This window comes from Sorangium sp. So ce394 (assembly GCF_051474665.1).
GTDB classification, from domain to species: Bacteria; Myxococcota_A; Polyangia; order Polyangiales; family Polyangiaceae; genus Sorangium; species Sorangium cellulosum_D.
In genome coordinates, this window is the sequence record NZ_CP150339.1 from 7,447,439 (window position 1) to 7,472,324 (window position 24,886).

General features: G+C 72.4%; 19 protein-coding genes and 1 tRNA gene. 10 read left to right on the plus strand and 10 right to left on the minus strand.

Annotation, left to right across the window (positions count from 1 at the left end; genetic code table 11):
- Window positions 1-34 precede the first annotated feature (34 nt).
- The 4 genes from secF to WMF33_RS27140 form a co-directional block, all read right to left on the minus strand.
- A complete protein-coding gene (gene secF / locus WMF33_RS27125; protein WP_437331340.1) occupies window positions 35-1,276 on the minus strand; it encodes a protein translocase subunit SecF in 1,242 nt (413 codons plus the stop codon).
- 77 nt (window positions 1,277-1,353) lie between these two features.
- The gene (gene secD / locus WMF33_RS27130; protein WP_437331341.1) at window positions 1,354-3,507 is read right to left on the minus strand and encodes a protein translocase subunit SecD; all 2,154 of its coding nucleotides are present in this window, start codon (window positions 3,505-3,507) and stop codon (window positions 1,354-1,356) included.
- Window positions 3,508-3,562: 55 nt separating this feature from the next.
- Window positions 3,563-3,997, minus strand: a complete 435-nt coding sequence (gene yajC, locus WMF33_RS27135; protein WP_020737383.1) for a preprotein translocase subunit YajC — start codon at window positions 3,995-3,997, stop codon at window positions 3,563-3,565.
- Window positions 3,998-4,215: 218 nt separating this feature from the next.
- Entirely contained in the window at window positions 4,216-5,358 is a 1,143-nt protein-coding gene (locus tag WMF33_RS27140) for a transketolase (protein WP_437331342.1), read from the minus strand.
- Window positions 5,359-5,960: 602 nt separating this feature from the next.
- Between WMF33_RS27140 and WMF33_RS27145 the strand changes: the two genes are divergently transcribed.
- From WMF33_RS27145 to infC, 3 genes are all read left to right on the plus strand, one after another.
- Window positions 5,961-6,032 (plus strand) — tRNA-Val (locus WMF33_RS27145).
- Between the two features lie 33 nt (window positions 6,033-6,065).
- Entirely contained in the window at window positions 6,066-8,132 is a 2,067-nt protein-coding gene (gene thrS, locus WMF33_RS27150; protein ID WP_437331343.1) for a threonine--tRNA ligase, read from the plus strand.
- A gap of 244 nt (window positions 8,133-8,376) precedes the next feature.
- Window positions 8,377-9,099, plus strand: coding sequence for a translation initiation factor IF-3 (gene infC / locus WMF33_RS27155; RefSeq protein ID WP_437331344.1), 723 nt, complete (start codon window positions 8,377-8,379; stop codon window positions 9,097-9,099).
- A gap of 173 nt (window positions 9,100-9,272) precedes the next feature.
- Here infC and WMF33_RS27160 read toward each other — a convergent pair whose 3' ends face one another.
- Both WMF33_RS27160 and WMF33_RS27165 read right to left on the minus strand, forming a co-directional pair.
- Window positions 9,273-10,850 (minus strand): serine/threonine protein kinase, encoded by a 1,578-nt coding sequence (locus tag WMF33_RS27160; protein WP_437331345.1) that lies wholly within the window; start codon window positions 10,848-10,850, stop codon window positions 9,273-9,275.
- A gap of 172 nt (window positions 10,851-11,022) precedes the next feature.
- Entirely contained in the window at window positions 11,023-11,709 is a 687-nt protein-coding gene (locus tag WMF33_RS27165) for an SMI1/KNR4 family protein (protein WP_437331346.1), read from the minus strand.
- A gap of 172 nt (window positions 11,710-11,881) precedes the next feature.
- Here WMF33_RS27165 and WMF33_RS27170 point away from each other — a divergent pair, with 172 nt between their 5' ends.
- From WMF33_RS27170 to WMF33_RS27195, 6 genes are all read left to right on the plus strand, one after another.
- Complete coding sequence (locus tag WMF33_RS27170; protein ID WP_437331347.1) at window positions 11,882-12,100, plus strand: hypothetical protein; 219 nt, start codon at window positions 11,882-11,884, stop codon at window positions 12,098-12,100.
- A complete protein-coding gene (locus WMF33_RS27175; RefSeq protein ID WP_437331348.1) occupies window positions 12,097-13,707 on the plus strand; it encodes a hypothetical protein in 1,611 nt (536 codons plus the stop codon). Before WMF33_RS27170 ends, WMF33_RS27175 begins: the two co-directional genes overlap by 4 nt.
- A gap of 79 nt (window positions 13,708-13,786) precedes the next feature.
- Complete coding sequence (locus WMF33_RS27180) at window positions 13,787-15,283, plus strand: hypothetical protein (protein ID WP_437331349.1); 1,497 nt, start codon at window positions 13,787-13,789, stop codon at window positions 15,281-15,283.
- Between the two features lie 23 nt (window positions 15,284-15,306).
- Complete coding sequence (locus tag WMF33_RS27185; RefSeq protein ID WP_437331350.1) at window positions 15,307-16,680, plus strand: protoporphyrinogen/coproporphyrinogen oxidase; 1,374 nt, start codon at window positions 15,307-15,309, stop codon at window positions 16,678-16,680.
- Between the two features lie 87 nt (window positions 16,681-16,767).
- Window positions 16,768-17,331, plus strand: a complete 564-nt coding sequence (locus WMF33_RS27190) for an FMN-binding protein (RefSeq protein WP_437331351.1) — start codon at window positions 16,768-16,770, stop codon at window positions 17,329-17,331.
- The gene (locus WMF33_RS27195) at window positions 17,328-17,951 is read left to right on the plus strand and encodes a hypothetical protein (RefSeq protein ID WP_437331352.1); all 624 of its coding nucleotides are present in this window, start codon (window positions 17,328-17,330) and stop codon (window positions 17,949-17,951) included. The genes WMF33_RS27190 and WMF33_RS27195 overlap by 4 nt, the downstream gene beginning before the upstream one ends.
- Window positions 17,952-17,960: 9 nt before the next feature.
- Here the strand turns inward: WMF33_RS27195 and WMF33_RS27200 are convergent, their stop codons facing one another.
- The 4 genes from WMF33_RS27200 to glgB form a co-directional block, all read right to left on the minus strand.
- The gene (locus tag WMF33_RS27200) at window positions 17,961-18,476 is read right to left on the minus strand and encodes an Hsp20/alpha crystallin family protein (protein ID WP_437331353.1); all 516 of its coding nucleotides are present in this window, start codon (window positions 18,474-18,476) and stop codon (window positions 17,961-17,963) included.
- A 223-nt stretch (window positions 18,477-18,699) separates the two neighbouring features.
- Window positions 18,700-19,212 carry an Hsp20/alpha crystallin family protein gene (locus WMF33_RS27205; RefSeq protein WP_437331354.1) on the minus strand — a complete coding sequence of 171 codons (513 nt, stop codon included), beginning with the start codon at window positions 19,210-19,212 and terminating at the stop codon, window positions 18,700-18,702.
- A gap of 266 nt (window positions 19,213-19,478) precedes the next feature.
- On the minus strand, window positions 19,479-20,090 hold the full coding sequence (locus WMF33_RS27210; RefSeq protein WP_437331355.1) for a response regulator transcription factor: 612 nt from the start codon (window positions 20,088-20,090) through the stop codon (window positions 19,479-19,481).
- A gap of 594 nt (window positions 20,091-20,684) precedes the next feature.
- Window positions 20,685-22,931, minus strand: a complete 2,247-nt coding sequence (gene glgB, locus WMF33_RS27215) for a 1,4-alpha-glucan branching protein GlgB (protein ID WP_437331356.1) — start codon at window positions 22,929-22,931, stop codon at window positions 20,685-20,687.
- Between the two features lie 373 nt (window positions 22,932-23,304).
- Here glgB and WMF33_RS27220 point away from each other — a divergent pair, with 373 nt between their 5' ends.
- The gene (locus WMF33_RS27220; RefSeq protein WP_437331357.1) at window positions 23,305-24,885 is read left to right on the plus strand and encodes an aldehyde dehydrogenase family protein; all 1,581 of its coding nucleotides are present in this window, start codon (window positions 23,305-23,307) and stop codon (window positions 24,883-24,885) included.
- The last annotated feature ends 1 nt before the right edge of the window (window position 24,886 follow it).

Consider the following 24,886-nt stretch of genomic DNA (forward strand, 5'->3'; position numbering starts at 1 on the left):
GGCGGCGCGAGCGGCCGCGGCCGCGGCGGGGCGCTCAGACGACCGCGTCGGCGCGCTTCTGCGTGCGGACGCGGTTGACCTTCCTGCGCTTGCCGGCGGCCGAGCCGAAGAACCGGCGATCGATCCACTCGGTGAGCGGCGCCGCGACGTAGATGGAGGAGTACGTGCCGACGACGATGCCGACGACCAGCGTGAACGCGAAGTCCCGGATGACGCCCGTGCCGTAGAAGAGGAACATGACGAGCGACAGGAACGTCGTCGCCGACACGAGGATGGTGCGGCCGAGCATCTCGGAGAGCGAGAAGTTGATGACGGCGGCGAAGCTCATGTCGCGGTGCTTCCCCAGGTTCTCGCGGATCCGGTCGTAGACGACGACCGTGTCCGTGATCGAGTAGCCGACGATCGTGAGCAGCGCGGCGACGGTGGAGAGGGTGATCTCGCGCTGCGTGATCACCATGGCGCCGAGCGCGATGCCGACGTCGTGGATGAGGGCGAGGATGCCGCCGGGCGCGAACCGGATGTCGAACCGGAACGCGATGTACGCCATGATGAAGAAGATCGTGATGAGGACGCTCTTGATGGCCGCGTCGCGCAGCTGGGCGCCGGCCTTCGGCCCGATCCACTCCACACGGAGCGCCTGGTCGGGCACCTTGTCCGCGCCGAGGTGCTGCCGGAGGCCGTCCATCAGCTGGTCGCCCTTCGACTTCAGGTAGAGCTCGACCTTGTGGTCGCGCTCGCTCACGATGTGCGGGTTGTTCGCGCCGGGCCTGATCTCGACGCCCTCGATGCCCTCGAGCTGCTTCTTGATCCCCTCCAGGTCGGGGGCGACCTCGTAGCGGGTGGAGATCTTGTCGCCGCCAGGGCTGAACTTGACCTCGGTGGCGCGCACCGCCTCGGGGCAGCGGTCCTCGGGGACGGAGCCGCCCTCGGGCGCCAGGCACATGTGCTCGCGCACCGCCGCCTTCTGCTGCTCGGAGAGCGCCGAGACCTCGTGGACCCGGATGAGGTAGCGGTTCGGGTTGGCCTGGTCCGCGACGGATACGACATCCGGGGAGTCGAAGCCCGACTTCGTGACGGCCTCGCGCACCTCGGCGCTCGAGACCGGAGCCTTGAAGGCGACCTCGACCTCGGTGCCCCCCTTGAAATCGGTCCCGAGCGTCGGCCCCGGCACGATGAACGAGATGATCGACAGGATGAGCAAGATCCCGCTGAGCCCGATGAAGAGCCAGCGCTTGCTCATGAAGTCGAACTGACGGCCAGGCTTGATGAGTTCCATCGTCGTGTCTCAACCATCGGAGAACCGCTCGCGCGTTCTCCCTCAAAGGCCGGAGATCCGCTCCAGCGGCCCCGTTCTCAGCCGAGCGAGAGCTTCTTGATCTTCCGTCCGCGGACGGCCCAGTCGAACATCAGGCGGGTGCACACGACCCCGGTGAACAGGCTGATCGCGATGCCGACGATCAGCGTGATCGCGAAGCCCTTGATGGGGCCGGTGCCGTACTGCGCGAGGATGAGCCCCGAGATCAGCGTGGTCACGTGGCCGTCGAGGATGGCGCTGAACGCCTTGTCGTAGCCGACGTCGACCGCGGCGCGCGGGCTCTTGCCCGCCCTGAGCTCCTCCCGGATGCGCTCGTTGATCAGCACGTTGGCGTCGACCGCGATGCCCATCGTGAGCACGAGGCCGGCGATGCCGGGCAGCGTCATCGACGCGCCGAACATCGCGAGGACGGCGATCTGCAGGATGAGGTTGAAGATGACCGCGATGTCCGCGATGAGCCCGGCGCGGCTGTAGATGATCACCATGAACACGACCACGAGCACACCGCTCGCGATCGCGCCCTTCATGCTCTGCTGGATCGCGTCCTTGCCCAGCGACGGGCCGATGCGCTGCTCGTTCGACGGGGAGATCGGGGCCGGCAGCGCGCCCGACCGGAGCACCAGCTCGAGCTTGCGCGCGTCCTGGAGCTGCTGGTCGGGGTTCTGCGAGCCCATCGTGATCTGCGCGCGGCCGCCGCCGATCTTCGTCTGGATGACCGGCGCGCTCTCGACCTTCTCGTCGAGGATGATGGCGAACCGCCGCTTGACGTTCCTGCCCGTGATGTCCTCGAACCGGTCGGCGCCGGTCGGGGTGAACTCCATCGACACGTACCAGCCGCCGAGGCCGCCCTCGCTCTGATCCGGGAGCGCCTGCGCGTCGCGCACCATGTCGCCCGTGATCTCGGCCTTGCTGAAGAGGAAGTACGTCCGCCAGCCGATCTCCTCGATGACGTCCTTCTCCTCGTTGTACTCGAACAGCTTGCCGTAGCCGACCTCGTTGTCCGGCGGGACCTGGAGCGTCCCGACCCACTCGCGCAGCCGCTTGAGCGTGTCGCGCATCTCCTCGTGCTCGGCGCGCACCATCCGGGCGAAATGCACCGGCTTGGTCTTCCCGGGGCCGACCGGCGCGTTCTCGATCGAGAACGTCAGCCCCTTCGGGAGATCCTCCTCCTTGGCGCTCTTCGCGATCGGCTCGAAGAAGTCCTGGTCGTCGTCGACCATCTTGAACTCGAGCCGCGCCGTCTGGCTGATGATCTCGCGGATCGTGTTGAAGGAGGCCTCGTCGTCGCCGGGGACCTCGATGATGACGTCCTCGTCGCGCGTCGAGACGCTCGCCTCCTTGAGGCCGAGGCCGTCGACGCGGCGGAGCACCGTCTCCTTGGCCTGCGACACCGCGCGCTCGCGGATGCTGCTCGAGACCTCGTCGCGGATCCGGAACCTCACGACCTTGCGGTCCGCCGAGCGCTGGAGCTGCAGCTCCCCGAGGAACTTCGCGAGGAACGCGTCGTTGATCTTCTCGGCGTCCGCCGGGTCGTCGAAGGTGATGGCGATCGTGTCGGTGTGCTCGCGCGACTTCTCGATGCGGAGCTTCGTCTGGAGCTTCTGCATCTCCTCGATCGTCGGCGGCTTGTCGCCCTCGTGGAACCCGAACGCCGTCGCGAGCGCCGCGCGCAGGTCGTCGTAGTACCGGTCGCGCTTGTCGCTGATCGCCTCGTCGACGTCGACCGTGTAGACGAGCCGGAGGCCGCCCTTCAGGTCGAGCCCGCGCACCAGCCGGAACGGGACGTTCGAGGTCAGGAAGCGGCTGAACCCGAGCTCCCCGCGCCTCGCCTGGGTCTCCTGCTCGGACACCTCCTCCGACGAGAGGCCGGTGTGGTCCGGCCGGCCGTACCGCTCGTCGTGGTAGGTCGGGTAGATGCAGAGGGCCGAGCCGAGCGCGAGGAACAGCACGAAGCCCGTCTTCACGCGCCACGCGAAATCGATCCACGGCCCGGCGCAGAACAGCGCCCACGGCACCATCAGGCCGAACACCGCGAGGGCCCAGAACACCTGGTAGTGCGCCGCGACGGCGGCCGCGCCGGCGGCGAGCGCCGCCCAGACGAAGACGCTGCGCCGCGGGCGGCTGAGCCACGCGCCGATGAGGCACAGGCCGGCGACGCCGGCGAACCCGTACTGAAAGATGTTTAGGAGCATGGAGTGTGGCGCCGCGGGGGGCGGTAAAGAGCTTCCTGTTGGGCCGAGCGCCGGCCTACGACTTCTTGTCCTTCGCCGCGTCGGCGACCTTGGCGTCCGCCGCCGCGACCTCGCCCGGGTCCTGGCCCTGGATCGCGCTCTTCAGGATCTGCACGTTCACGCCGGGGGCGATCTCCAGCTTGACCCGGGGCGAGTTCGGGTTGATGTCGGTGATTTTGCCGATGAGCCCGGACTGGGTGACCACCCGATCGCCCACCTTGAGGTTCGACTCGAGCTGCTTCTGCTTCTTGTTCTGGCTCCGCGTCATCACGAAGATGAGCAGCAGCGGCAGCGCCAGGATGAGGAACGAGAAGGCCCCTCCGCCGAACGGCGCGGGCGGCGCCTCCTGCCCCCCAGAGGGCGGCGGCGATTGACCTTCGACCGGCGCCGCGGGCGCGTTGCCCGCGCGCCCGGGGGCGGCGTTCGGCTGGAACCAGTTTGAGCTTGCCAAGGTGACGCGTGTCTCCGGGCCCCGACGGGCTCGCCCGCAAATTGCGGGCCTCTCCCAACCCCCCGGGGCCCGCCTCCATACCCAGGATCCAAGGGTCGCGCAAGGAGCTAGGCGGGCAGCCTCACCCGGATGCGACGGGAATACAGCCTTACGGCCGTTTCCGGATCCGCCCCACCCGGCCGTCCGGGCCCGCGCCGCGGCCGCCCGCCCCCGCGGCGTCAGCCGTCGCTGCCGAACACCATGTGCCGGCGGGCCCGCTCGCCGCTCGCGATCTCCGCCAGCGACAGGCGCACGTCGCGCTCGGTGATCGTGCCGTCGATCGTCGCGAACGTCGCGGAGATGATCGGCGGGATGCGCCCGACGCCGGGGAAGCCGGGGGCCCACGTGAGCGCGTCCGCGAACGCGGCCTTGACCAGGGCGGCGACGGGCCCGTGCGGCGCGAGGGGCACGTCGAGCGGCTCGAGCACCACGACGGCCTTGGCGCGGCCGAGCGTCTTCACCACCTCGGCGCCGTAGAACGGCCGCAGCGCGCGCACGCCGACGAGGCCGACGCGCCGGCCCTGCGCGCGCAGGCTGCGCACGACCTCGCGGGCCGCGGGGAACGCGCAGCCCACGACGACCATGATCTCCTCGGCGTCGGCGGTGTCGACGCGCTCGATCGCGCCGAGCGGCCTGCCGGTCAGCTCGCAGAGCTCCCGCATCGCGCTGGCGAGCGCGAACGGCACGCGCGCGCAGAAGCCCCGCTCGGCCCGCTTCCGGACGACGCCGCGCCCCTTCGGGCGAGGGCCCCCGTCGCCGTCGCTCTCGCCCGGCGCCGCGTCGGTGAAGGTCGGCGCGCTCCGCTCCGAGCCGAGGAAGCGGGCGGCGAGATCGCGCGCCGCGCCGAGGGCGGACACGTCCGACGGCAGCGCGTCGACGAGGTGCAGGAACGGCGTCTCGCTGTCCTCGGCGGCGCGCCGCGCCACGAGCGCCACGTCGGCCGCCTCCTGGCTGCTCCAGGTGACGAGCACCCCCGCGCCGACGTCGAGCGCCGGCGCGAGCTCGTCGCGCCCCACGGCGGGCCCGCCGCGCCGCTCGATGACGTGCACCGTCACCGGCGTGCGCACCGCCGCCGCCTCGCCGAGCGCGGCGAGGGCCCCGACGAGCTCGTGGGCGCCGAGCACCACGCTCGCGCGCTGTCCGGCGCGCGAGCGCGCCGCGGCGCCGCGGATCGCCTCGGCGGCGGACGCGGCGCGCTCGATCGGCAGATCGCCGGGCACGGCCGCGTGCGCGGCGAAGAGCGCGCTCCCCGCGGCCACCTCGACATGTGCGATCACCGCCGCCGGATCCGGCGGCGCGCCCAGACCGTCAGGCACTGCCATCCAGCCGTTCGTCGCCCGAGCCGCACGCGAGGTCAAGCGCGAGCGCGATCGGATTCCGCGCAGCGACCGGGCAGAAGCGGCGCCGCGATCGCGATCATCCATGCCTGGACGTAACTCCGAGAAATGAAGCTTTCGCCCCGAGGTAATGCTCCTGTCGCATGCGGCTCTGCAGCGGTCGCGCGGTCGGACGCCGTCACCAAGCTCAGCCGCGGGCGGCGTCGCGCTCGTGTCCGATGCAGACGGACGACCCGCCAGCGGCTCGGGCGGGTCGCCTGGCGCGCTGGCCTGCCGGCGCGCCGACGAGCCAGGGCGCTGGCCTGCCGGCGCGCCGACGAGCCAGGGCGCTGGCCTGCCGGCGCGCCGACGAGCCAGGGCGCTGGCCTGCCGGCGCGCCGACGAGCCAGGGCGCTGGCCTGCCGGCGCGCCGACGAGCCAGGGCGCCGACGCGGATACCCGCGCGGGAAGCACCGCGCGGGAAGGACGCCGGGCCCTCGCGCCGCAGAAAAAAGCGAACCCGAAAAATTGATCGCTTGACGGACTCTCCGGCCCTTGATAGGAGGCGCTCTCCGTTTCGTCGGCGTCGCGCCGAGCGAGCGGGACATAGGCGCGTAGCTCAGTGGTAGAGCACTACCTTGACACGGTAGGGGTCGCCGGTTCGAAACCGGCCGCGCCTACAAATCAGCAGGAGACCTAGCCTGCGAGGTTTCATGGCCCTCGATCAGACAGCCCAGGCCGCCTCGGCGGCCCGCACCACGGTGCGCGAGGCTCTCGCCGACGAACTCGCCAAGGACCGCACCGTCATCGGCGCCCGCGTCAACGGGCGCCTCCTCGATCTTCAGACCCCCTTCCTTCGCGACAGCGCGACCCGGATCGAGCCCGTCCGGACGAGCGATCCGGACGGCCTGCGCATCATCCGGCACTCGACGGCGCACATCATGGCCGACGCCGTGCAGCGCCTCTTCCCGGGGACGAAGGTCACGATCGGCCCCGCCATCGAGGCGGGCTTCTACTACGACTTCGACAAGCCGACCGGCCCCTTCACGGACGAGGATCTCGCCAAGATCGAGGCGAAGATGCGCGAGATCATCGCCGCCGGCCGCCCGTTCCGGCGCGACGTGGTGAACCGCGAGGCGGCGCACGAGCTCTTCGCCCAGATGGGCGAGACGTACAAGCGCGAGCTCATCGACGCGATCCCGCCGGGCGAGGAGGTCTCGCTCTACCGGCACAGCGACGGCGAGCGCGAGTGGGTCGACCTCTGCGAGGGCCCGCACGTGCCGGACGCCTCGCTGCTCCAGGCCGTCAAGCTGGTGAGCGTGGCCGGCGCCTACTGGCGCGGCGACGAGCGCAACCCGATGCTCCAGCGCATCTACGGCACGGCGTTCCCGAGCCAGGCCGCGCTCGACGAGCACCTGAAGCTCCTCGCGGAGGCCAAGGAGCGCGACCACCGGAAGCTCGGGAAAGAGCTCGAGCTCTTCATGTTCCACGAGTACGCGCCGGCCATGCCGTTCCTCCTGCCGCGCGGCGCGCACGTGTACAACTCGCTCGTCCAGTACATGCGCGACCTCTACGTCGACTACGGGTACGACGAGGTCATCACGCCGCAGATCTTCGACAAGCGGCTGTTCGACACGAGCGGGCACCTGCCGAACTACCGCGAGAACATGTACCTGCCCGTCACGGCGGAGCACCTCGACGCGGCGCGGCTCGCGCTGCGGCTCGGGGTTTCTCCCGGCGAGGCGGACGCGGCGGTCTACAAGGACGCGGACAAGAAGCGCGACGCCGCGGTCCTGGAGCAGCTCGCCGAGCTCGAGCGGCTCGCCCAGAAGCCGATGAACTGCCCGAGCCACTGCCTCATCTTCGGCCAGCGGCGGCGCAGCTACCGTGAGCTGCCGTGGCGGCTCGCCGACTTCGGCCGGCTCCACCGGTACGAGCGCGGCGGCGTCGTCCATGGGCTCGCCCGGGTGCGGAGCTTCTGCCAGGACGACGCCCACATCTTCTGCGCCCCGGAGCAGATGCACGGCGAGATCCAGGCGTTCCTGCGCCTCCTGCTCGAGGTGTACGCCGCCTTCCGGTTCGCCAAGATCGACATCAAGCTCGCGACCCGGCCCAAGAAGCGCATCGGCACCGATGCGCAGTGGGACGCCGCGGAGGGCGCGCTCGCGGACGCCCTGAAGCAGGCCGGCCTCCCCTTCGAGATCGCGCCCGAGGAGGGCGCGTTCTACGGCCCGAAGCTCGAGTTCCACGTCCTTGATGCGCTCCGGCGGAGCTGGCAGCTCGGCACGATCCAGGTGGACTACGCGCTGCCCGACCGCTTCGAGCTCGAGTACACCGGCGCCGACGGCGGCGTGCACCGCCCCGTGATGTTGCACCGGGCGATCCTCGGCTCGCTCGAGCGGTTCTTCTCGGTCTACCTGGAGCACGTCGGCGGGGCCTTCCCGGCTTGGCTGGCCCCGGAGCAGGCGATCATCGTCACGGTCAGCGAGAAGCAGGCCGCCTACGCGCAAGAGGTGGTGGCGTACCTCCGGGGCCGCGGGCTCCGCGCCCGGGCCGACCTCAGCTCCGACAAGCTCGGCGCCAAGATCCGGGCGGCGCGGCTGACGCGCGTCCCGTACGTGGTCGTGGTCGGCGACAAGGAGGCCGAGGGCCGCAAGGTCGCCCCCCGGTCGCGCGATCTCAACAAGGACCTCGGGGCGATGGCGCTCGAGGAGTTCGCCGACCGGCTCGCCGCGGAGTCGAAGCCCCCCCGCCTGGCTGCGAGCGCCCCCAGTTCGTGATCCGTCGTTCCGGCCGGCCCCTCTCGCCGGCAGGCCTTCCCCTACCCCCGTCGAGCCCGGCAGACCAGGGCTCTCGAGCGCCCCTGGGCCGCGGCGGCCGCTGTGCTTGCTGCCGTTGCCTGCGGCGCGGAGTCAGGCGACATTGGCATGGTGATGGTCGCCGCGACCACACTCGGTCGCGAAGCGGCGGTCCGTCGCTTTCGGAAGCACAGAACACAAGGAGGCAGCGAAATATCACATGGCGATGAGACGCTTCGACCCTCGGCAGGCCCAGCGGGGGCCGCAGATCCGCATCAACCAGCGCATCCGCGTCCCGGAGATCCGCGTCATCGGCGATGATGGCGAGATGCTCGGCATCATGCAGACCCACGAGGCGCTGCGCCGGGCTCAGGAGAAGGGGCTCGACCTCGTCGAGGTCAACCCGAAGGCGGATCCTCCGGTTTGCAAGATCCTCGACTTCGGCAAGTACAAGTACGACGAGAAGAAGAAGGCCCGCGAGGCGAAGCGCAAGCAGAGTGTGGTGGAGATCAAGGAGATCAAGCTCCGTCCCAAGACGGACGATCACGATCTCGAGTTCAAGACCAGGGCTGCGCACCGGTTCCTCGGCGCAGGTCACAAGGTGAAGTTCACGGTGCGCTTCCGCGGCCGCGAGATCACGCACCCGGAGAAGGCGCAGGAGCAGCTCGACTGGATCGTCCAGCACTGCGAGGAGATCGCGAACGTCGAGGTGCGCCCGATGATGGAGCAGCGCACGATGACGCTGATGATGGCGCCCAAGCCCGCCATCCTGCAGAAGGTGGCCCAGGCCCGCGCCGCCGCGGAGAAGGCCCGCCAGAAGGCGATCCAGGAAGGGCGCGCCGCTCCGACCGGGGACGACGCCGAGGAAGAGGAGATCGAGAAGCTCGAGAGGCAGCTCGAAGAGCAGGACGACGACGAGGACGACGAGGGCGAGGGCGGGAACGAGTAGCCCGTCCGGAGAGCGCGCGCCTCAGGACGACGGCCGCGCCTCTTCCGGGGCGCGCATCGCGTCGCGCCCTCTGCGATGCGGGCTCGTGCGCGGCGCGCTCCCCCGCATCGCGGAGGGCGCTGAGCGCGAGCCGGACCGCCGCGGGCGCGGCGAGGGGCACGCGCGCCGCCGGCTCAGTGCGGGATCAGGCCGCCGAGCCACGCCCCGGCGGCGAGGACCGCGAGCGCGGCGACGAGCAGCACGGCCTTCACGGCGCCGGCCCCCGTCTTCATCGGACGGAGCTCCGCCTCCAGGTCGTGCGGCGCGAACGGGGCGAGCGGCGCGGGGGGCGCGGGCGGGGCTACCGGCGCCAGCGCGGGCGGCGCAGGGCGCGGCGGGGCGGGCGCCGCCTGCGGGGAGGCCAGCGTCGGCTCGGCCCGCCGCTCGAGCGGCGGAGGCGGGGGCGGCGCGAGCGGCGGGCGCGCGGGCTGGGGCGGCGGGCGCGCGGGCTGGGGCGGCGCGAGCGGCGGCTCCGCGGGCCTCGCCTGCGGGTACGCCAGCAACTTCGCAGGCGAGATGCCCGCGTCGGTCTCCTCGAGCGCGGCGAGGTTGCCCTCCTCGACCGAGACCTCGGCGAGCGACCGCCGCATGAGGTCCTCGCCGGGCGCCGAGACCTTGATCTCGTCAGCCCATTTGCCGATGTCCTCGAAGGCCGAGATCTTGAGCGGCTCGCTCGGCCGAGCGGCGCTCGGCGCCGCCTTGTCGTCCGGGAGCGACGTGAACTCGAGCAGCGTCTCCTCGATCAGCCTGTCGATGAACGACGCCTTGTCCGACGCGGGGGCGCGCTTCTTCAGCGCCATGGCGCTGCGGACGTGCTCGGCGATGTCGTACGCGCTGACCGGCCGGCCGAACTTGTACAGGAAGTTCGTGAGATCCCGGCCGAACTCGCGCGCGGAGCCGTAGCGATCGCCGGGCTCGCGGGCCAGCGAGCGGGCGATGATGCGATCGAGCTCGGGGGGCACCGCCCTGTTGATCTCGGAGAGCAGCGGGATCTGCGCCTGCTGCACGAGCTTGACGGTCTGGTAGTCGGTCTCGCCGAGGAAGAGCCGCTTGCCCGAGAGCATCTCCCAGAGGATGGCGCCCACCGCGAAGATGTCGGTGCGGTGATCGACCTCGAGGCCCTGCGCGGCCTCGGGCGAGAGGTAGCTGAACTTGCCCTTGATGATCCCCGCCTCGCTCTTCTCGAGCTGGCTCGTCGCCTTGGCGAGGCCGAAGTCGACGATCTTCACCTCGCCGTACTTGGTGATGAGCACGTTCGGGGGCGACATGTCCCGGTGCACGATCTTGAGCGGGTGCCCGTCGGCCGCCCGGAGCTCGTGGGCGTACGTGAGCCCCTCGCAGAGCTTGGCCGTGATGAACACGGCGGACTCGACCGGGAGGGTGCGCCCGGCCTTGCGCATCGACTCGAGGACGGCCTTCAGGTCGGCGCCGTCCACGTACTCCATCACGATGAAGTAGGCGTTGTCGCCGACCCCGATGTCGAACACCTGCGCGACGTTGGAGTGCGAGAGGTGCGCGGACAGCCGCGCCTCGTCGAGGAACATCGCGATGAAGCGCTTCTTCTCGCTCAGGTGCGGGAGCACGCGCTTGATCGCGACCTGCTTCTTGAACCCCTCGATCCCCGCGCTCTCGGCGAGGAAGACCTCGGCCATGCCGCCCGAAGCGAGCCGCTCGACGACCCGGTAGCGCTGCTGCTGGTGGGCTTCCGTCATGCTCCGCCTAGTACATCACGTCCCACGCTGCGCGCGGAAACAACCGGCTCGTCTCCCGACGCCGCGCCATGCCACGCCGCGCGCGGCGCGCCGTGTGACGAGCGCGTTTCATGCCTCCGGGCGCGAGCTCCCGCGGAGCGCGGCGCGGCCGGGCTCGGCGAGCAGCGCCGCGTCAGCCCGTGAGCGCGCTCCGCGCGAACGGGCGAGGCTGAGGTGTGAGCGGCACCGCCACCGCGCGCGCGCGGCTCCGCGGCGCGACCGCCGCGCGCAGCCGCGGCGTCAGATCGAGCTGCTCGGCGGCGCGCTTCCGGCGATCGTCGAGCTCCGCGGCGAGCATCTCCTTCACCATGTCGAGGAGCTCGGCGAACCCCGAGAGGCGCATCCCGACGTCGTTCGTCCAGAGGATGACCTCGAGCTCGCCGTCCGGCGACCTCGCCTCCGGGTCCCAGGCGAAGACCGTCTCGGCCGCCGCGTCGATGCCGAACGGGACGAGCGCGCTGCGCGCGCTGTACCGGCCGCGCAAGCTCGACGGCGCGACGTCGCGCTCGCCGGCGCGGCGCGCCTCCTCGCCCTCGCACAGCTCGAGCACCATCCGCCCGACGTCCATGTACGAGCCGCGCGCGAGCGCGCGCACCCCGAGCAAGCTGGCGCCGGCGAACAGCTGCGGCCAGCCGTCGTGCCGCGCGAGCAGCTCGCGGTAGCTCGGCGGCAGCGGCATGCCGAGGCGGCGCTCGACGCCGGCGATCGCCGCCTCGGGCGCCCCGGCCGGCGGCGCGATCGGCATTCCCCGCCGCGGGTCCATCCGCGCGAGCTCCAGCTTGAGCGCGCGGATGCGGTGCATCGACTCGAGCCACTCCATGCGCGCGACCCTACGCGCGCGGCGCCGGGAGGAGCAAAAAACGCGCGACGCCCGGCGCCTCCGCCCCGGCCCCGATCTCGGAACACGCGCGCTTGACATGCATTTGCGTCGGCGGCACGGTGCTTGCGTGGCCGGCTTGGGCTCCTGGGCATCGCTGCGCACCGCCTTTGTGATGGCGGGCGCCACGTTCGTGTTCGTGTCGCTCGCGACCGCGTGCCTCGACTACGCGGGCGAGGAGCTGTTCGACCAGTGCGACACCCCGGCGGCGCCGCTGCCCGGCTCGGGCTCTGGCTCGGGCGCGACCGTCAGCGCTGGCGCGGCCGGCGCGGACGCGCCGGACTGCGGCGCGCCGACGCACGCGCCGGGATCGGGCTCCGGCTCGGGCTCGTGAGCGAGGAGCGGCGCGACCTCGCCGCGCTCGCCGCGCTCACTGCCGCCGCGCTCGCCTCGCGCCTCTGGTTCCGCATCGACCACGACGAGGACATCGACGCGCTCCGGTTCGCGCTCGGCGTCGAGCGGTTCGACGTGGCCTCGCTGCGCCCGCACGCGCCGTACTACCCCGTGTTCATCGCCGCGGCGAAGGGGCTCGCGCTGCTGGGCGCCGCGCCGCGCGCCGCGCTCGCCCTCGTCAGCGCCGCGTCGGGCGCGGCCGCGGTCGCCTTCACCGCCCTGCTGGCGCGCGAGGTCGCCGGGCGGCGCGCGGCGGCGTTCGCCGGCATCCTCGCCCTCGCCTCGCCGTTCTTGTGGCTGTCGTCCGAGAAGCTCCTCAGCGACATGGCCGGCGCCGCGGTGACGACCGCGGCGCTCTGGCTCTGCGCTCGCGGCCGGCGCCTCCGCCGCGCGGCGGAGGACGCGAGCGCCGCGCGCGAGGCGAGCGCCGCGCGCGCGCGCACGGCGGCGCTCGTGCTGCTCGGCGTCGGGCTCGGCGTGCGGCTCTCGTACTTCCCGTTCGCGCTCGCCTGCCTCGCCGTCATCGCCCGCAGCGAGGGCGGCCGCCTCGCGTGGCTCGCGCGCGGCCGCGACCTCGCGACCGGCGCGCTCGCGTGGCTCGTGCCGCTCGTGCTGATCGCGACGCCGCGCGACCTCGTCGCGACGACGTGGGTGCAGGGGCTCGGGCACTTCACCCGCTGGGGCGGGACGGCGATCACCGTCTCGTCGCCGGCCGATCGGCTCCACGGCGTCGTCTGGGGGATCTGGGCCAACGGCCTCGGCGGCGCGTGGCCGGACGCCCCGGCGGCGCGCTGGCTTGGCGCGCCGATCCTGCTCGCGCTCCTCGCCGCGGCCGCGCTCCGCGCCGCGCCGCTCCGGCGGGCCGCGCGCGCGGCGCGGGACCAGCCCGAGCTGTTCGCCTCGGCGCTCGCGTACTTCGTCTGGGCGCTCCTCGGACAGAACATCGCCTTCAAGCCGCGTCACTGGCTGCCGCTCGTCCCGCTCCTGGTCGTCGCCCTGGCCGCCGGCGCGGCGGCGCTCTCGCCCGCGCGCTCGCCCGCGTTCCTGCCGGCGGGCGCGGCGCGCGGCCGCGCGCTCCGCTCGGCCGCGCCCGCCGCCCTCGTCGCGGCCCTCGCCGCGCAGTGGCTCGCCGACGCGATCGCCCTCGCGCGCCAGCACCAGGCGCCCTCGCCCGCGGCCGCGATCGTGGGCTTCCTCCGCGACGCCGGCGCCGAGCAGCGCCCCGTGCTCACGCGCGACCTCGACCGGATGATCCAGGAGGGCGCGCCCGGCCGGCGGCCGGTGCGCGTCCGCGGTGATGACGAGCTCGTCCGCGCCGTCGAGCAGGCTGGCCCGGGCGGCGCGCTGATCACGAGCGAGGCGCTCTCGCCCGCGGCGCGCGACGCGCTCGCCGGCCGCGGCTACGCGATCTCGATCCGCTTCGCGCGCCCGCGCTCGCGCTACGTCGACGCGCTCTGGAGCGACCTCGCCCTGCTCGAGGCGCTGCCGGCCGGATCTCCGGCGGGCCGATCGCTCCCGCGCTCGCCGCGCGGCGCGCCGGCCGGCTGAAAACGAGGTTGACCTCCGTTTTCAAGGGCGCGAAGACTCCCGCCCTGCCGAGCGCCTCGCGGGGCTCCCGGTCCTCGTCATGAAAGCGATCTCGTCCCTGTGGCCTCGCTCTGCGGGCGTCGTCCTCGGCGCGCTGCTGCCCCTCGCCGCCGCCGCGCAGCCCGCGCCCGCGCAACCCGCGCCCGCCGCGCAACCCGCGCCCGCCGCGCAACCCGCGCCCGCCGCGCAACCCGCGCCCGCCGCGCAACCCGCGCCCGCCGCGCAACCCGCGCCCGCCGCGCAACCCGCGCCCGCCGCGCAACCCGCGCCCGCCGCGCAGCCCGCGCCGGACGGCCCGGTCCTCGACCTCCCGCCCGAGCACGACGGGCCGCCGCCGGAGCCCCCGAAGCCCGCCGTCGGCCTCGGCGCCGGGCAGGCGCCGGAGCACGAGCTCGTCCGCGGCCTGACCGAGCAGCGGTTCCGGAGCGCCGGCGCGAGCGCGACGAGCACCTCGATCGGCGGCTACGGCGAGGTGCACGTCCGCGGCACCACGACCGGCCGCGAGGGCGAGCGCGCGTGGGTCGCCGACATCCCCCGGCTCGTGCTCTTCGTCGCGCACGAGTTCACGACCGACATCCGGTCCTACGTCGAGCTCGAGGTGGAGCACTCGCTCTCCTGCGCGAGCTGCCCCGGCGCCGCGGAGCTGGAGCAGGCCTACCTCGAGTGGAACGCCGCCGGCCGCGCGCTCGGGCTGCGCGCTGGCCTCGTGCTCGTCCCGATGGGGATCATCAACCAGTGGCACGAGCCCCCGGTGTTCCACGGCGTGGTCCGGCCGAAGGTGGAGACCGTCGTCATCCCCTCGACGTGGCGCGAGATCGCCGTCGGCGCCTTCGGGCAGCCGCTCGACTGGCTGCGCTTCGAGGCCTACGCGATGACCGGCCTCGATCCGCTCGGCTTCCGCGCGGGCGGCCTCGCCGGCGGCCGGCAGAACGGCGGGCTCGCCCGCGCCAACGCGTGGGCCGGCGTCGCGCGCGTCGAGGCCGAGCCGCTGCTCGGCGTCGTCGCCGGCGCGTCGGTGTACGCGAGCGACGCCGGCCCGAACGGCGACGGCAAGTTCTTCCTCCGCGACGGCACCCCGGTCGATCTCTCGGTCCCGGTCCTCGGCTGGTCGCTCGACGCGCGCTGGCGCAGGAGCGGCCTGGAGACCCGGATCCTGTTCGCCCAGTGGCACCTGCCCGAGGCGCGCGCCCTCATGGTCTCGTTCAACCAGAGCGGCGCGCCGAACTTCATCGATCCCACGAGCCCCGTCGCCACCCGGATCCGCGGCGGCTACGTCGAGGCCGCCTACGACGTGCTCCGCCCGCTCGGCGTGGGCCACGAGCTCCTGCCGTTCGCGCGCCTCGAGGCGTACGACACGCAGTCCGCGGTGCCCGAGGGCTACACCGAGAACGCCTCGTACGGGGTCCGCGAGCTCACGCTCGGGGCCTCGTACCGGCCGACCCAGGGGCTCGTGCTCAAGGCCGACTACCAGCTGCGCGACCGCACCCTCGGGTTCGACCAGACGCAGCTCAACTTCGGGCTCGGCTTCATGTACTGAGCGCGCCGGCCGAGAGCACCGCCATGTCACTCCGCCCAGACGGCGCGGGGCCCGAGCGCCTCGTCGTCGGCGCCGGCATCTCCGGCCTCTACGCTGCCCTGCTGCTCGCGCGGGCCGGCCGGCGCGTGCGCCTCCTCGAGCGCGCGGCGCGCCCCGGCGGCCTCGCCGGCGCCGAGCTGTTCCGCGGGCTGCCGTGCGACCTCGGCTCGCACCGGCTCCACCCCGCCGCCCTCGAGCAGCCGCTCTTCCGGGAGGTGCACGCGCGCTCCCCGTTCCTGTCGCGCCCGCGCCGCGGCGTGCTCGTGCTCGGCGAGCGGCACGTCCCCTACCCCCCGAGCGTCCCGTCGATGCTGCGCGCGCTCGGCCTCCGCGCCGGCGCCGCGATGGGCCTCGGCTTCGTCGCGCAGCGCGGCCGCCGCGCCGCCTTCGCCCGCTGGGAGCACGACCGCGCGATCGCCGGCGAGGACGTCGGCTTCGAGCGGTTCGTGCGCGAGCGCGTCGGCGCCGCGGCCTACGCGTCGTTCTACCGGCCTTACGCCGAGAAGGTCTGGGGCATCCCGCCGTCCGAGCTGTCCCAGACCGTCGCGAAGAAGCGGATCAGCACCACCAGCCCGCTCGCGCTGTTCCGGGGGCTCGCCCGCGGCCGCGGCGGCGCGGCCGCGGACCTCGCGCGGTTCGTCTACCCGCCGGCCGGCATCTCGTCGCTCATCGCGTACCTCGAGGCCCGGCTCGCGGAGGCCGGCGTCCGGGCCGAGTGCGGCGCCGCCCTCGACGCGGCCGGGGTGGCCGCGGCCGCCGGCGCGGCGCCGGTCCTGTTCGCGGGCGACCTCGCGGATCTCGTGCCCGACGCGCGCCTCGAGCACCGCGGCCTGTACCTCGTCTACCTCGCCTACCCGCGCGCGCGGCTCGGCGCGCCCGAGACGTACTACTGCCCCGACCCGCGCTTCTGGTTCGGCCGCGTCTCCGAGCTGCAGAACTACGCGCCCGATCTCCGCCGCCCGGGCGAGACGGTGCTGTGCGTGGAGATCCCGGAGGGCGCCTGGGGCCGCGGGCGCGACTTCGCCTCGGGCCGGCCGCTCGCGGCGCTGCTCGACCAGCTCGTCCGCGCCGGCATCGCCCCGCGCGGGGTGGCGCCGATCGAGGCCCGCCAGCGCTTCGTGCCCGGCGTCTACCCGCTCTACCGGCGCGGCTGGCTCCAGGACTGGCGCGCGGCGATGCGCCGCGCCGCCGCGCTCGGCGCGCTCCCCTTCGGGCGGCAGGCGCTCTTCCTGCACTGCAACCTGGACCACTGCGCCGCGATCGCGGCCGACGCGGTGGCCCACGTCGAGGCCGGCCGCAGCCCGGAGGCGTGGGTGCTGAGCGCCGAGCGCTACCTCGACGTGCAGGTGCGCGACTGAGGCACGCGCGCCGCGGGATCCAGCGGATCCCGCGGCCCAACGCTGTTGACTTTGACTTTCACGAATGACAGTTTCCTCGGAGTCTTGATGCGTTCTTCCGGCCTCCGCACCGCCCACTTCGCCGCCGCCACGGCCCTCGCGTTCGCGCTGGCGGCGCTCCCCGCGCACGGCGCGACGTACTGGACGGTCCCTGCCGTCCTGAAGAGCTTCTTCGCGAGCTCGAAGAAGGTCGGTTACCGCAAGGTCGTCCTCGGCGACGCCGAGGCGCAGGAGATCGCCAAGAAGCTCGGGGCGCCGGTCAAGCGCGAGTGGGTGGTCTACGTCGCGGAGTCGGACGGCAAGACCGACGGCTATGCGATCAAGGACGAAGAGAAGGGGATGCACGAGCCGATCGACTTCGCCGTGAAGTTCTCGACGGCCGGCGCGGTGGAGCGGATCGAGATCCTCGAGTACCGCGAGGCGTACGGCGACGAGGTCCGCGGCGACCGCTTCCGCGCCCAGTTCCAGGGCAAGACGGCGAGCGACCCGATCACGGCGGGCAAGGACATCGACATCGTGTCGGGCGCGTCGATCTCGTCGCGCTCGGTCGCGCTCGGCGTGAAGCGCGACGCCCTCGTCCTCCAGCTCGCGCTCAAGCGCGGCGCCCTGTGAGGGATTTCACCGCGGCGGCGGGGCGGCTGCGGTCGCTCTCGCTCGGCGCGAAGCTCCTGTACACGGCGTTCGCGGTCGCCTCGATCGTCGGGCTGCTCGTGTCGTGGCGCCTCTACGGGGCGATGGTGCAGGACGCGGGCGCCGCCGCGTACTACGCGGGCGCGCCGGCCGCCGCGCCGCCGCCCGCGCCGACGCAGGCGCCCGCCGCGGCCGACGGGCCGGCGCTCGAGCTCGGCCCGGAGCTCGAGCTCCCCGCCGCGACGGAGCCGCCGCGGGTCCTGGTCGAGCAGATCTCCGAGCGGAAGCTGCTGGAGGTGACGCATTTCCACCTCTTCTCGGTGCCCGTCTACGTCTTGATCCTCGCGCACCTCTGGCTGCTCGCGCGGCTGCCGGCGTGGCTGCACACCGGGGGCGTGGCGGCGGCCGTCGTCACGAGCGGGCTGCACATCGCGGCGCCGTGGCTCATCCGGAGCGCGCCCGGCGCCGCGGCGCTGATGCCGATCTCGGGCGTGGCCATGCTGCTGTCGCTCGGCGCCATGGCGGTCGTCTCGACCGTGGACATGTGGCTGCCGAGGCGATCGCGGCGGGGCGAGGCGGCGCCGCTCGACGACGCGCGGTAAGGCGGCGCCTTACGCCGCCGGCGACGCGGCCCGACGCTCGGGCCTGAGCATCCTCGCCAGCGCCCGGCCGCTCCGGGAGAGCCCCTCCCGGAGCCGCCTCAGCACGCCGCCGCGCTCGCTGGCGGCGCTCGCGCCGCCGACGCGCACGGGGATGACGCGCCCCTCCGGGGCGGCGCGCTTGGGCACCCGCACCCGGAGCACGCCGTTCGCGAGCGACGCCGAGACGTCCGCCGACGGCGCCGCGTCCCCGAGCCGGAACGAGCGCACGAACTCGCTCGAACCGCCGTTCCAGCGCCGCCCGCCGCGGAGGGTGATCGCGCCGTCCTCGGCGGCCACCTGGAGGTCCTCCGGGCCCATGCCCGGTACGTCACAGACGATCTCCCAGGCGTCCTCGCGCTCCACGACGTCCGCCCGCGGGGCGGAGGCATCGAGGGGCCATCGCCAGACAGCGTCGAGGGCGCGCGACATCGCGGCCGCGGTGCCCCAGGGATCGTTCGTCAGCCAGCGATTGTAGGTCGTCAACATGGGTGTTTTCCCCCTTCCTTCGTTGCCCCGTGTCCGGCGCCCCGTGCCCGGCGGAAGCGGGATCGCCACACTCATCCCATCTCCGCCCGGAGAGCGCGCCCCACCGCCGAGCCGCGGGCGGCGGAGCGCGCCGCCGAGTTCACGCCTTCCTCTCCAGATCGCCAGATCATCGCGGGAGACCCGCGGGGGCGGCCCCGGGCGCGCGCCCAGGGCCGCTGTCACGTCACGACGCCGCCTCCAGCCGAGCCTCGGACGGCTTGGCGCCGAGCTGCTTGCTCGCGTCGTCCGCGCCCAGGCGGACGGGGATGCGCCGCGGCGTCGCCTCCGGCCGCTTCGCCACCTTCACGGTGAGCACGCCGTTCTCGAGCGAGGCCGAGACCTGATCCATGTCGTAGTGCTCGCCCAGCGCGAACGAACGGGTGAACTCACCGTGATAGCGCTCGCTCCGGATCATCGCGGCGCCTTCGCTGTCTTCCTTGCGGCGGACGTGGATCGTCAGGACGCCGTTCTCCGCGGTGATGCCGATGTCGTCGGGCCCGCACCCGGGCACGTCGCAGACGAGCTCCACGCCGCCGTCGTTCTCCAGGATGTCCACCCGGGGAGCGCCCGCGAGCGCCGTCGAAGCCAGGTCCGCGCCGAGGTTCCAGGGGAAGCCGAAGAGCGGCCGGAACAGAGCATCTGTCGAGAACCAGGGAGTGTATCGCGCCAGCATGGTAACCTCCTTCGTGCGTCTCACGAGGTCTCCTCCTTGCGCTCCTCGTGAGCGGGTTCGGCGGGGGCCTGAGCCGGAGGGCGCCAGTTCAGGAGGACCCGGCGGACAGAGGAGCTCCAGGCCGGGCGCTGTCCGGCGCGCTGCGGCCGTCGGACAGAGCCGGTACGGGGGAGCTCACCACCTCTGTACCGCTTTACCGGTGTCGAGGTTGGGGCGTTGGCTCAGGACCCCTGCCGAACCCACTGCAAGGTGTAAACACCGCTCCCGGGGTGTCAACGCCCCGCGCCGCCTCAGCGCCGGATCGCGCTCCGCTTCAGCCACCGGGACGTGAGCGACCAGGCGAGCTCGAGCACGTCCTTGCTCTCGAACGGCTTGCTCAGCAGCCGGAGCTCGGGCCGCTTCAGGCGCCGGATCACGTCGTGCCACGAGTAGTCCGAGTACGCGCTGCAGATCACGGCCTCGATGTCCGGACACTCGGCCCAGATCCGCTCGATCGTCTCGATGCCGTCCCAGCCCGGCGGCATCCGCATGTCCACGAACATCAGCGCATAGGGGCGGCCGACCCGCTGCATCCGCCGGACCCTCTCCAGCCCCTCCTGCCCCTGGCAAGCGCCGTCCACCTGGAACGTGCTCCTCGGGACCGCCGCCGGCGCCCCGAAGATCGCCGCGTCGAGGGCGTCGAGGTCCGCCGATGTCCCCACATCCGGGCACAGGAGCTTCTGAAAATCGCGGTGGATCGCGGGGTTGTCGTCGATGACGAGGACCCTCCGGACCTCGTTCCCGCGCGCGGAGTCAGGCCCCGTCCACGCCGCGGGCGGCGGCTGCGTCAGGAAGCGGGGCGGACCTCCTTGGCTCATCGTCTCGAGCGTGTGACCGAGGAGCTTGCCGTGATGACTCGTCATTGAAAAGGTCCACCTCTGCTCGATGCGAGCCAGTCCATCCCAGCGTACGTTCGAGGAGCAGGCGAGCAGCAGACAGCGTGTCTACGAGATCGGCCCTGCTGGCCGGGTGCGTGAGGACGAGCGAGCAGCGAGGCCCCCGCCGACAACCGACCGAATCGCTCTTGCCCCGCTCGCCGCCGGAGAAGCGGCCCCGCCAGGACAAGGCTCCCCCCTCGACGCGTTCGCCCCGGGTGAGTCGAGGAGCCCTTTCCGTTGCGGAAACTCCTTAGTAAAGAAATTTGTCAATTCGTGCAAGCCGGTTTCGTGCACGACATCTTGCTCGCCCGGGCCGCTGTGCAGTGCGCCTGCCTCGGAGCACAGACAACGGAACGAGAGAGAACGGCGCAGCCAAGCGCGGAGAGTGCTCCGACCTGGACGGACAATCGATCTCGGTCGCGGTTGAAAAAGGAGAGGGCGAGATGAGCCGGCCGCCTCGCGAGGGCCGGCGGCGGAGGAGCGCGGCGGGATGCCGGCCGTCGCTTCTCTGCCGTCGGTTGTCGTCGGTTGTCGTCGGTTGTCGTCGGTTGCCGTCGGCGCCGCGCGCCGGGTGCGGCGTCAGGGCGACGCGTCGCGCTCGGGGATGAGCCAGAGCACCCCGAGCGGCGGGAGCGTCAGCTCGATCGACTGCGGGAACCCGTGGCAGGGGATGTCCTCGACCTCGACGCGGCCCATGTTGCCCACGCCGCTGCCGCCGTACTCGGTGGCGTCCGTGTTGAGCACCTCCAGGTACGCGCCGCGGCGCGGGACGCCGATGCGGTACGGGCGGCGCGGGACCGGCGTGAAGTTGCCGATGAACACGACGTGCTGGCCCGAGGGCGACATCTGGTCTCCCGCGCCGTCCCCGTAGCGGATGAACGAGATCACGGTCTGCAGGTTGTCGGTGCAGTCGATCCAGCGGAAGCCGTGGTGCTCGTCGTCGAGCTCGTACATCGCCGGATACTTCTTGTAGAGCGCGTTGATGTCGGTCACGAGCCGCTTGAGCCCGGCGTGGGCAGGCACCGCGAGCAGGCCCCAGTCGAGCTCCGTCTTCTCGCTCCACTCGGCGAACTGGCCGATCTCGCCGCCCATGAAGAGCAGCTTCTTGCCCGGGTGCGCCCACATGTAGCCGTAGAGCGCGCGCAGGTTCGCGAGCATCTGCCAGTAGTCGCCCGGCATCTTCGAGAGCAGCGACCGCTTGAGGTGGACGACCTCGTCGTGGCTCAGCGGCAGGAGGAACTTCTCCGAGAAGGCGTAGATGAGCCCGAACGTGAGCTGGTGGTAGTGGAACGCGCGGTGGACCGGCTCGTGCTTGAAGAAGTCGAGCGTGTCGTGCATCCACCCCATGTTCCACTTGAAGTCGAAGCCGAGCCCGCCGACGTACGTCGCGTGCGTCACCGACGGCCAGGCGGTGGACTCCTCCGCGCACAGGATCGCGCCCGGGAAGCGCTCGTGCACCCGGTTCGACAGCTCCCGGATGAAGTCGATCGCCTCGATGTTCTCGCGGCCGCCGTACCGGTTCGGCACCCAGTCCCCGCCCTGCGCGGCGTAGTCGAGGTAGAGCATCGACGCGACCGCGTCGACGCGCAGGCCGTCGATGTGGAACTCGTCGAGCCAGTAGAGGGCGTTGGCGACGAGGAAGTTCCGCACCTCGTGCCGGCCGTAGTTGAAGATGTACGTGTTCCACTCGCGGTGCTCGCCGAGGCGCGGGTCGAGGTGCTCGTAGAGCGCCGTGCCGTCGAACCGGCCGAGCGCCCACGCGTCCTTCGGGAAGTGCGCCGGGGTCCAGTCGAGGATCACGCCGATGCCCTTCTGGTGGCACCGGTCGACGAAGTAGCGGAAGTCGTCGGGATCGCCGTAGCGGCTGGTCGGGGCGTAGTAGCCCGCCACCTGGTAGCCCCACGAGCCGTCGAACGGGTGCTCCATGATCGGCATGAGCTCGATGTGCGTGAAGCCGAGCTCGGCCACGTAGTCGACGAGGTGGTCGGCGAGCTCGCGGTAGGTCATCCAGCGCATCCCGTGCTCGTACGGCGGGCCGTCTTCGTGCACGCGCCGCCAGGAGCCGGGGTGGACCTCGTAGATGGCGATCGGCTTCTTGCGTGAGTCGAGCTGGCCGCGCGTCCGCATCCACTCGCCGTCCTGGAACGCGTAGCGGCTCGTCGTGACCCGCGAGGCGGTCGCCGGCCGGAGCTCCATCGCCTGGCCGAGCGGGTCGCTCTTCACGGTGATGTGCCCCTCCGGGGTCTTGAGCTCGTACTTGTAGAGCGCGCCGTCGCCGACGCCGGGGATGAAGAGCTCCCAGAAGCCCTCGCCCATCCGGCGCATCGGGTGCCGGCGGCCGTCCCAGTGGTTGAAGTCGCCGACGACGCTCACGCGGCGCGCGTTCGGCGCCCAGACCGCGAACGACGTCCCGGAGACGCCGTCCACCTCGCGCACGTGCGCGCCGAGGACGCGGTAGAGCTCCCAGTGCCTCCCCTCCGCGAGGAGATGGCGGTCGACGTCGCCGAGCGTGGGCGGCATGCCGTACGGATCGCGCTCGACCGAGGCGTTGCCGTCCGGGTAGCGCAGCTCGATCCGGTAGAGGAAGCGGCCGTCCTTCGGGTAGGAGACGCCGGGGAAGCGCGCCTCGAAGAGGCCCGCGGGGTGGATGCGCTCCGTGGGCTGCTTCGGGAGCGAGGGGTCGTCCGGGAGCACCGCGATCTCGGTGGCGTCCGGGCGAAAGACGCGGACCACCAGGTCGTCTTCGTCCTCGTGCGCGCCGAGCACGTGGTGCGGATCCGGGTGCTCCACAGCCGCGATGAGATCGACTTCTCGTTGTTCCAACATGTCGGGGTCCGCCTATACCGGCTCCTCTCGCCGACGTCATGCCGAGAGTCCGCCCGAGACGAGAGCCAGGGTCGCCCCGACGAACGCCCGAGCCAAAAGCCAGGGCTCGCCCTACATGCTGCGCGGCCCTCGCCGTCCGGCCTGCCCCTGGCGCAACCGCGGTGTGCTCACCATTTGTCCGCGGCGCAACAGCGGGCGCCGCGGAGGGCGGCGCCGCGCGCGCTCTCACCGGGAATCGGCGGGAATCGTCGGGAAATTGAGCAAATGCTCATTTGCTGTACCTTCGCTGGGAGGGTACGGTCCGGGCGCGAGCAGCGGGCCACGGGGGCCATCCGGCGGGTTGCGCGGGGCTCGACAGGTGGAGGGATCGAACATGGGTCAGGTGGTGAGCGAACGCTCGATCGGCGGCAACGGCAGCGGTCCTGGCATGAACGGGCACGGGGGCGCGACGATCCGCAGCTACGCGCCCGCGACCGGGGAGCTCCTCGGGGAGGCGCCGAACACGAGCGCCGAGGAGGTGCGGGCCGCGGTGGCCAGGGCGCGGCGCGCGCAGGAGGCCTGGGGCGCGCTGCCGGTCGAGGAGCGCTGCCAGCGCGTCCTCCGCTTCCGCGACGCCATCGTCGACCGGACCGACGAGATCGTCGATCTGCTCTCGCGCGAGTGCGGCAAGCCGCGCCACGAGGCGCTCCTGCACGAGGTGCTGGTCGCGGCCGACATGGCGACGTACTTCGCCGAGATCGCGCCGAAGGCGCTCGAGCCGCGCGAGATCAAGCTCCACCTCTTCAAGCACCGGCGCAGCTTCGTCCACTACGCCCCGCGCGGCGTGATCGGGGTGATCTCGCCGTGGAACTTCCCGTTCCAGCTGGCGCTGCGCGACGTGCTCGCGGCGGTGGTGACGGGCAACGCGGCGGTGCTGAAGCCGAGCGAGGTGACGCCGCTCATCGCGCTCAAGCAGAAGGAGATCTGGGACGGCGCGGGCATGCCGGAGGATCTCTTCCAGGTGGTGACCGGCTACGGGCCGACCGGCGCGGCGCTCATCGACAGCGGCATCCAGATGCTCGTGTTCACGGGCAGCGTCAGCACGGGCAAGCGGGTGGCGGCCGCGTGCGGGGAGCGCCTCATCCCGTGCGTGATGGAGCTCGGCGGCAAGGCGCCGCTCATCGCGTGCGCGGACGCGGACATCGAGCGCACGGCGCAGGCGATCGTCTTCGGCGGCTTCGCGAACGCGGGGCAGGTCTGCGTGGCGGTGGAGCGGGTCTACGCGCACCGCGAGATCCACGACCGGCTGCTCGAGCGCACGGTCGAGATCACGAGGGGGCTGAACCAGGGCGATCCGGGCAAGGAGTTCGTCGACGTCGGCGCGATCATCTTCGGGCCGCAGATCGAGGTGGCCGAGCGGCTCATCAAGGACGCGGTCGAGAAGGGCGCGAGCGTGAGGGCGGGCGGCAAGCGCGCGCCGGGGCAGGGCCAGTTCTTCGAGCCGACGATCCTCGCCGGCTGCGATCACGGGATGAACGTGATGAGCGAGGAGATCTTCGGGCCGGTGGTGCCGTTCATGCAGGTCGCGACCGAGGAGGAGGCGATCCGGCTGGCGAACGAGTCGCACCTCGGCCTGAACGCGTACGTCTTCTCGGAGGACACGGATCACGCCCGCCGGCTCGCCGAGCGCCTGCAGGCCGGCAGCGTGCTGGTGAACGACGTGCTCATGAACGGCGCGCTCCCGGACGCGCCGTTCGGCGGCGTCAAGCAGAGCGGCTTCGGCCGGGTGATGGGCGAGGACGGGCTCCGGCAGATGTGCGACGTGAAGCACATCAACGCGGACCGCGTCGCGCTCGGGTCGAAGGACCCGACGTGGTTCCCCTACACCGAGTCGTCGTACGGCTGGTTCAAGCGCGGCATGCGCGCGCTCTACTCGAGCGGCAGCCTGCTCCGGCGGATCGGGGAGCTGTTCTAGG

Excerpts from the sequence above, each read along its gene's own strand:
- secF (WP_437331340.1), bottom strand. The coding sequence starts at position 1,276 with ATGGAACTCATCAAGCCTGGCCGTCAGTTCGACTTCATGAGCAAGCGC.
- secD (WP_437331341.1), bottom strand. The coding sequence starts at position 3,507 with ATGCTCCTAAACATCTTTCAGTACGGGTTCGCCGGCGTCGCCGGCCTG.
- WMF33_RS27140 (WP_437331342.1), bottom strand. The coding sequence starts at position 5,358 with ATGGCAGTGCCTGACGGTCTGGGCGCGCCGCCGGATCCGGCGGCGGTG.
- thrS (WP_437331343.1), top strand. The coding sequence starts at position 6,066 with ATGGCCCTCGATCAGACAGCCCAGGCCGCCTCGGCGGCCCGCACCACG.
- infC (WP_437331344.1), top strand. The coding sequence starts at position 8,377 with ATGAGACGCTTCGACCCTCGGCAGGCCCAGCGGGGGCCGCAGATCCGC.
- WMF33_RS27160 (WP_437331345.1), bottom strand. The coding sequence starts at position 10,850 with ATGACGGAAGCCCACCAGCAGCAGCGCTACCGGGTCGTCGAGCGGCTC.
- WMF33_RS27165 (WP_437331346.1), bottom strand. The coding sequence starts at position 11,709 with ATGGAGTGGCTCGAGTCGATGCACCGCATCCGCGCGCTCAAGCTGGAG.
- WMF33_RS27170 (WP_437331347.1), top strand. The coding sequence starts at position 11,882 with ATGGCGGGCGCCACGTTCGTGTTCGTGTCGCTCGCGACCGCGTGCCTC.
- WMF33_RS27180 (WP_437331349.1), top strand. The coding sequence starts at position 13,787 with ATGAAAGCGATCTCGTCCCTGTGGCCTCGCTCTGCGGGCGTCGTCCTC.
- WMF33_RS27185 (WP_437331350.1), top strand. The coding sequence starts at position 15,307 with ATGTCACTCCGCCCAGACGGCGCGGGGCCCGAGCGCCTCGTCGTCGGC.
- WMF33_RS27190 (WP_437331351.1), top strand. The coding sequence starts at position 16,768 with ATGCGTTCTTCCGGCCTCCGCACCGCCCACTTCGCCGCCGCCACGGCC.
- WMF33_RS27200 (WP_437331353.1), bottom strand. The coding sequence starts at position 18,476 with ATGTTGACGACCTACAATCGCTGGCTGACGAACGATCCCTGGGGCACC.
- WMF33_RS27210 (WP_437331355.1), bottom strand. The coding sequence starts at position 20,090 with ATGACGAGTCATCACGGCAAGCTCCTCGGTCACACGCTCGAGACGATG.
- glgB (WP_437331356.1), bottom strand. The coding sequence starts at position 22,931 with ATGTTGGAACAACGAGAAGTCGATCTCATCGCGGCTGTGGAGCACCCG.
- WMF33_RS27220 (WP_437331357.1), top strand. The coding sequence starts at position 23,305 with ATGGGTCAGGTGGTGAGCGAACGCTCGATCGGCGGCAACGGCAGCGGT.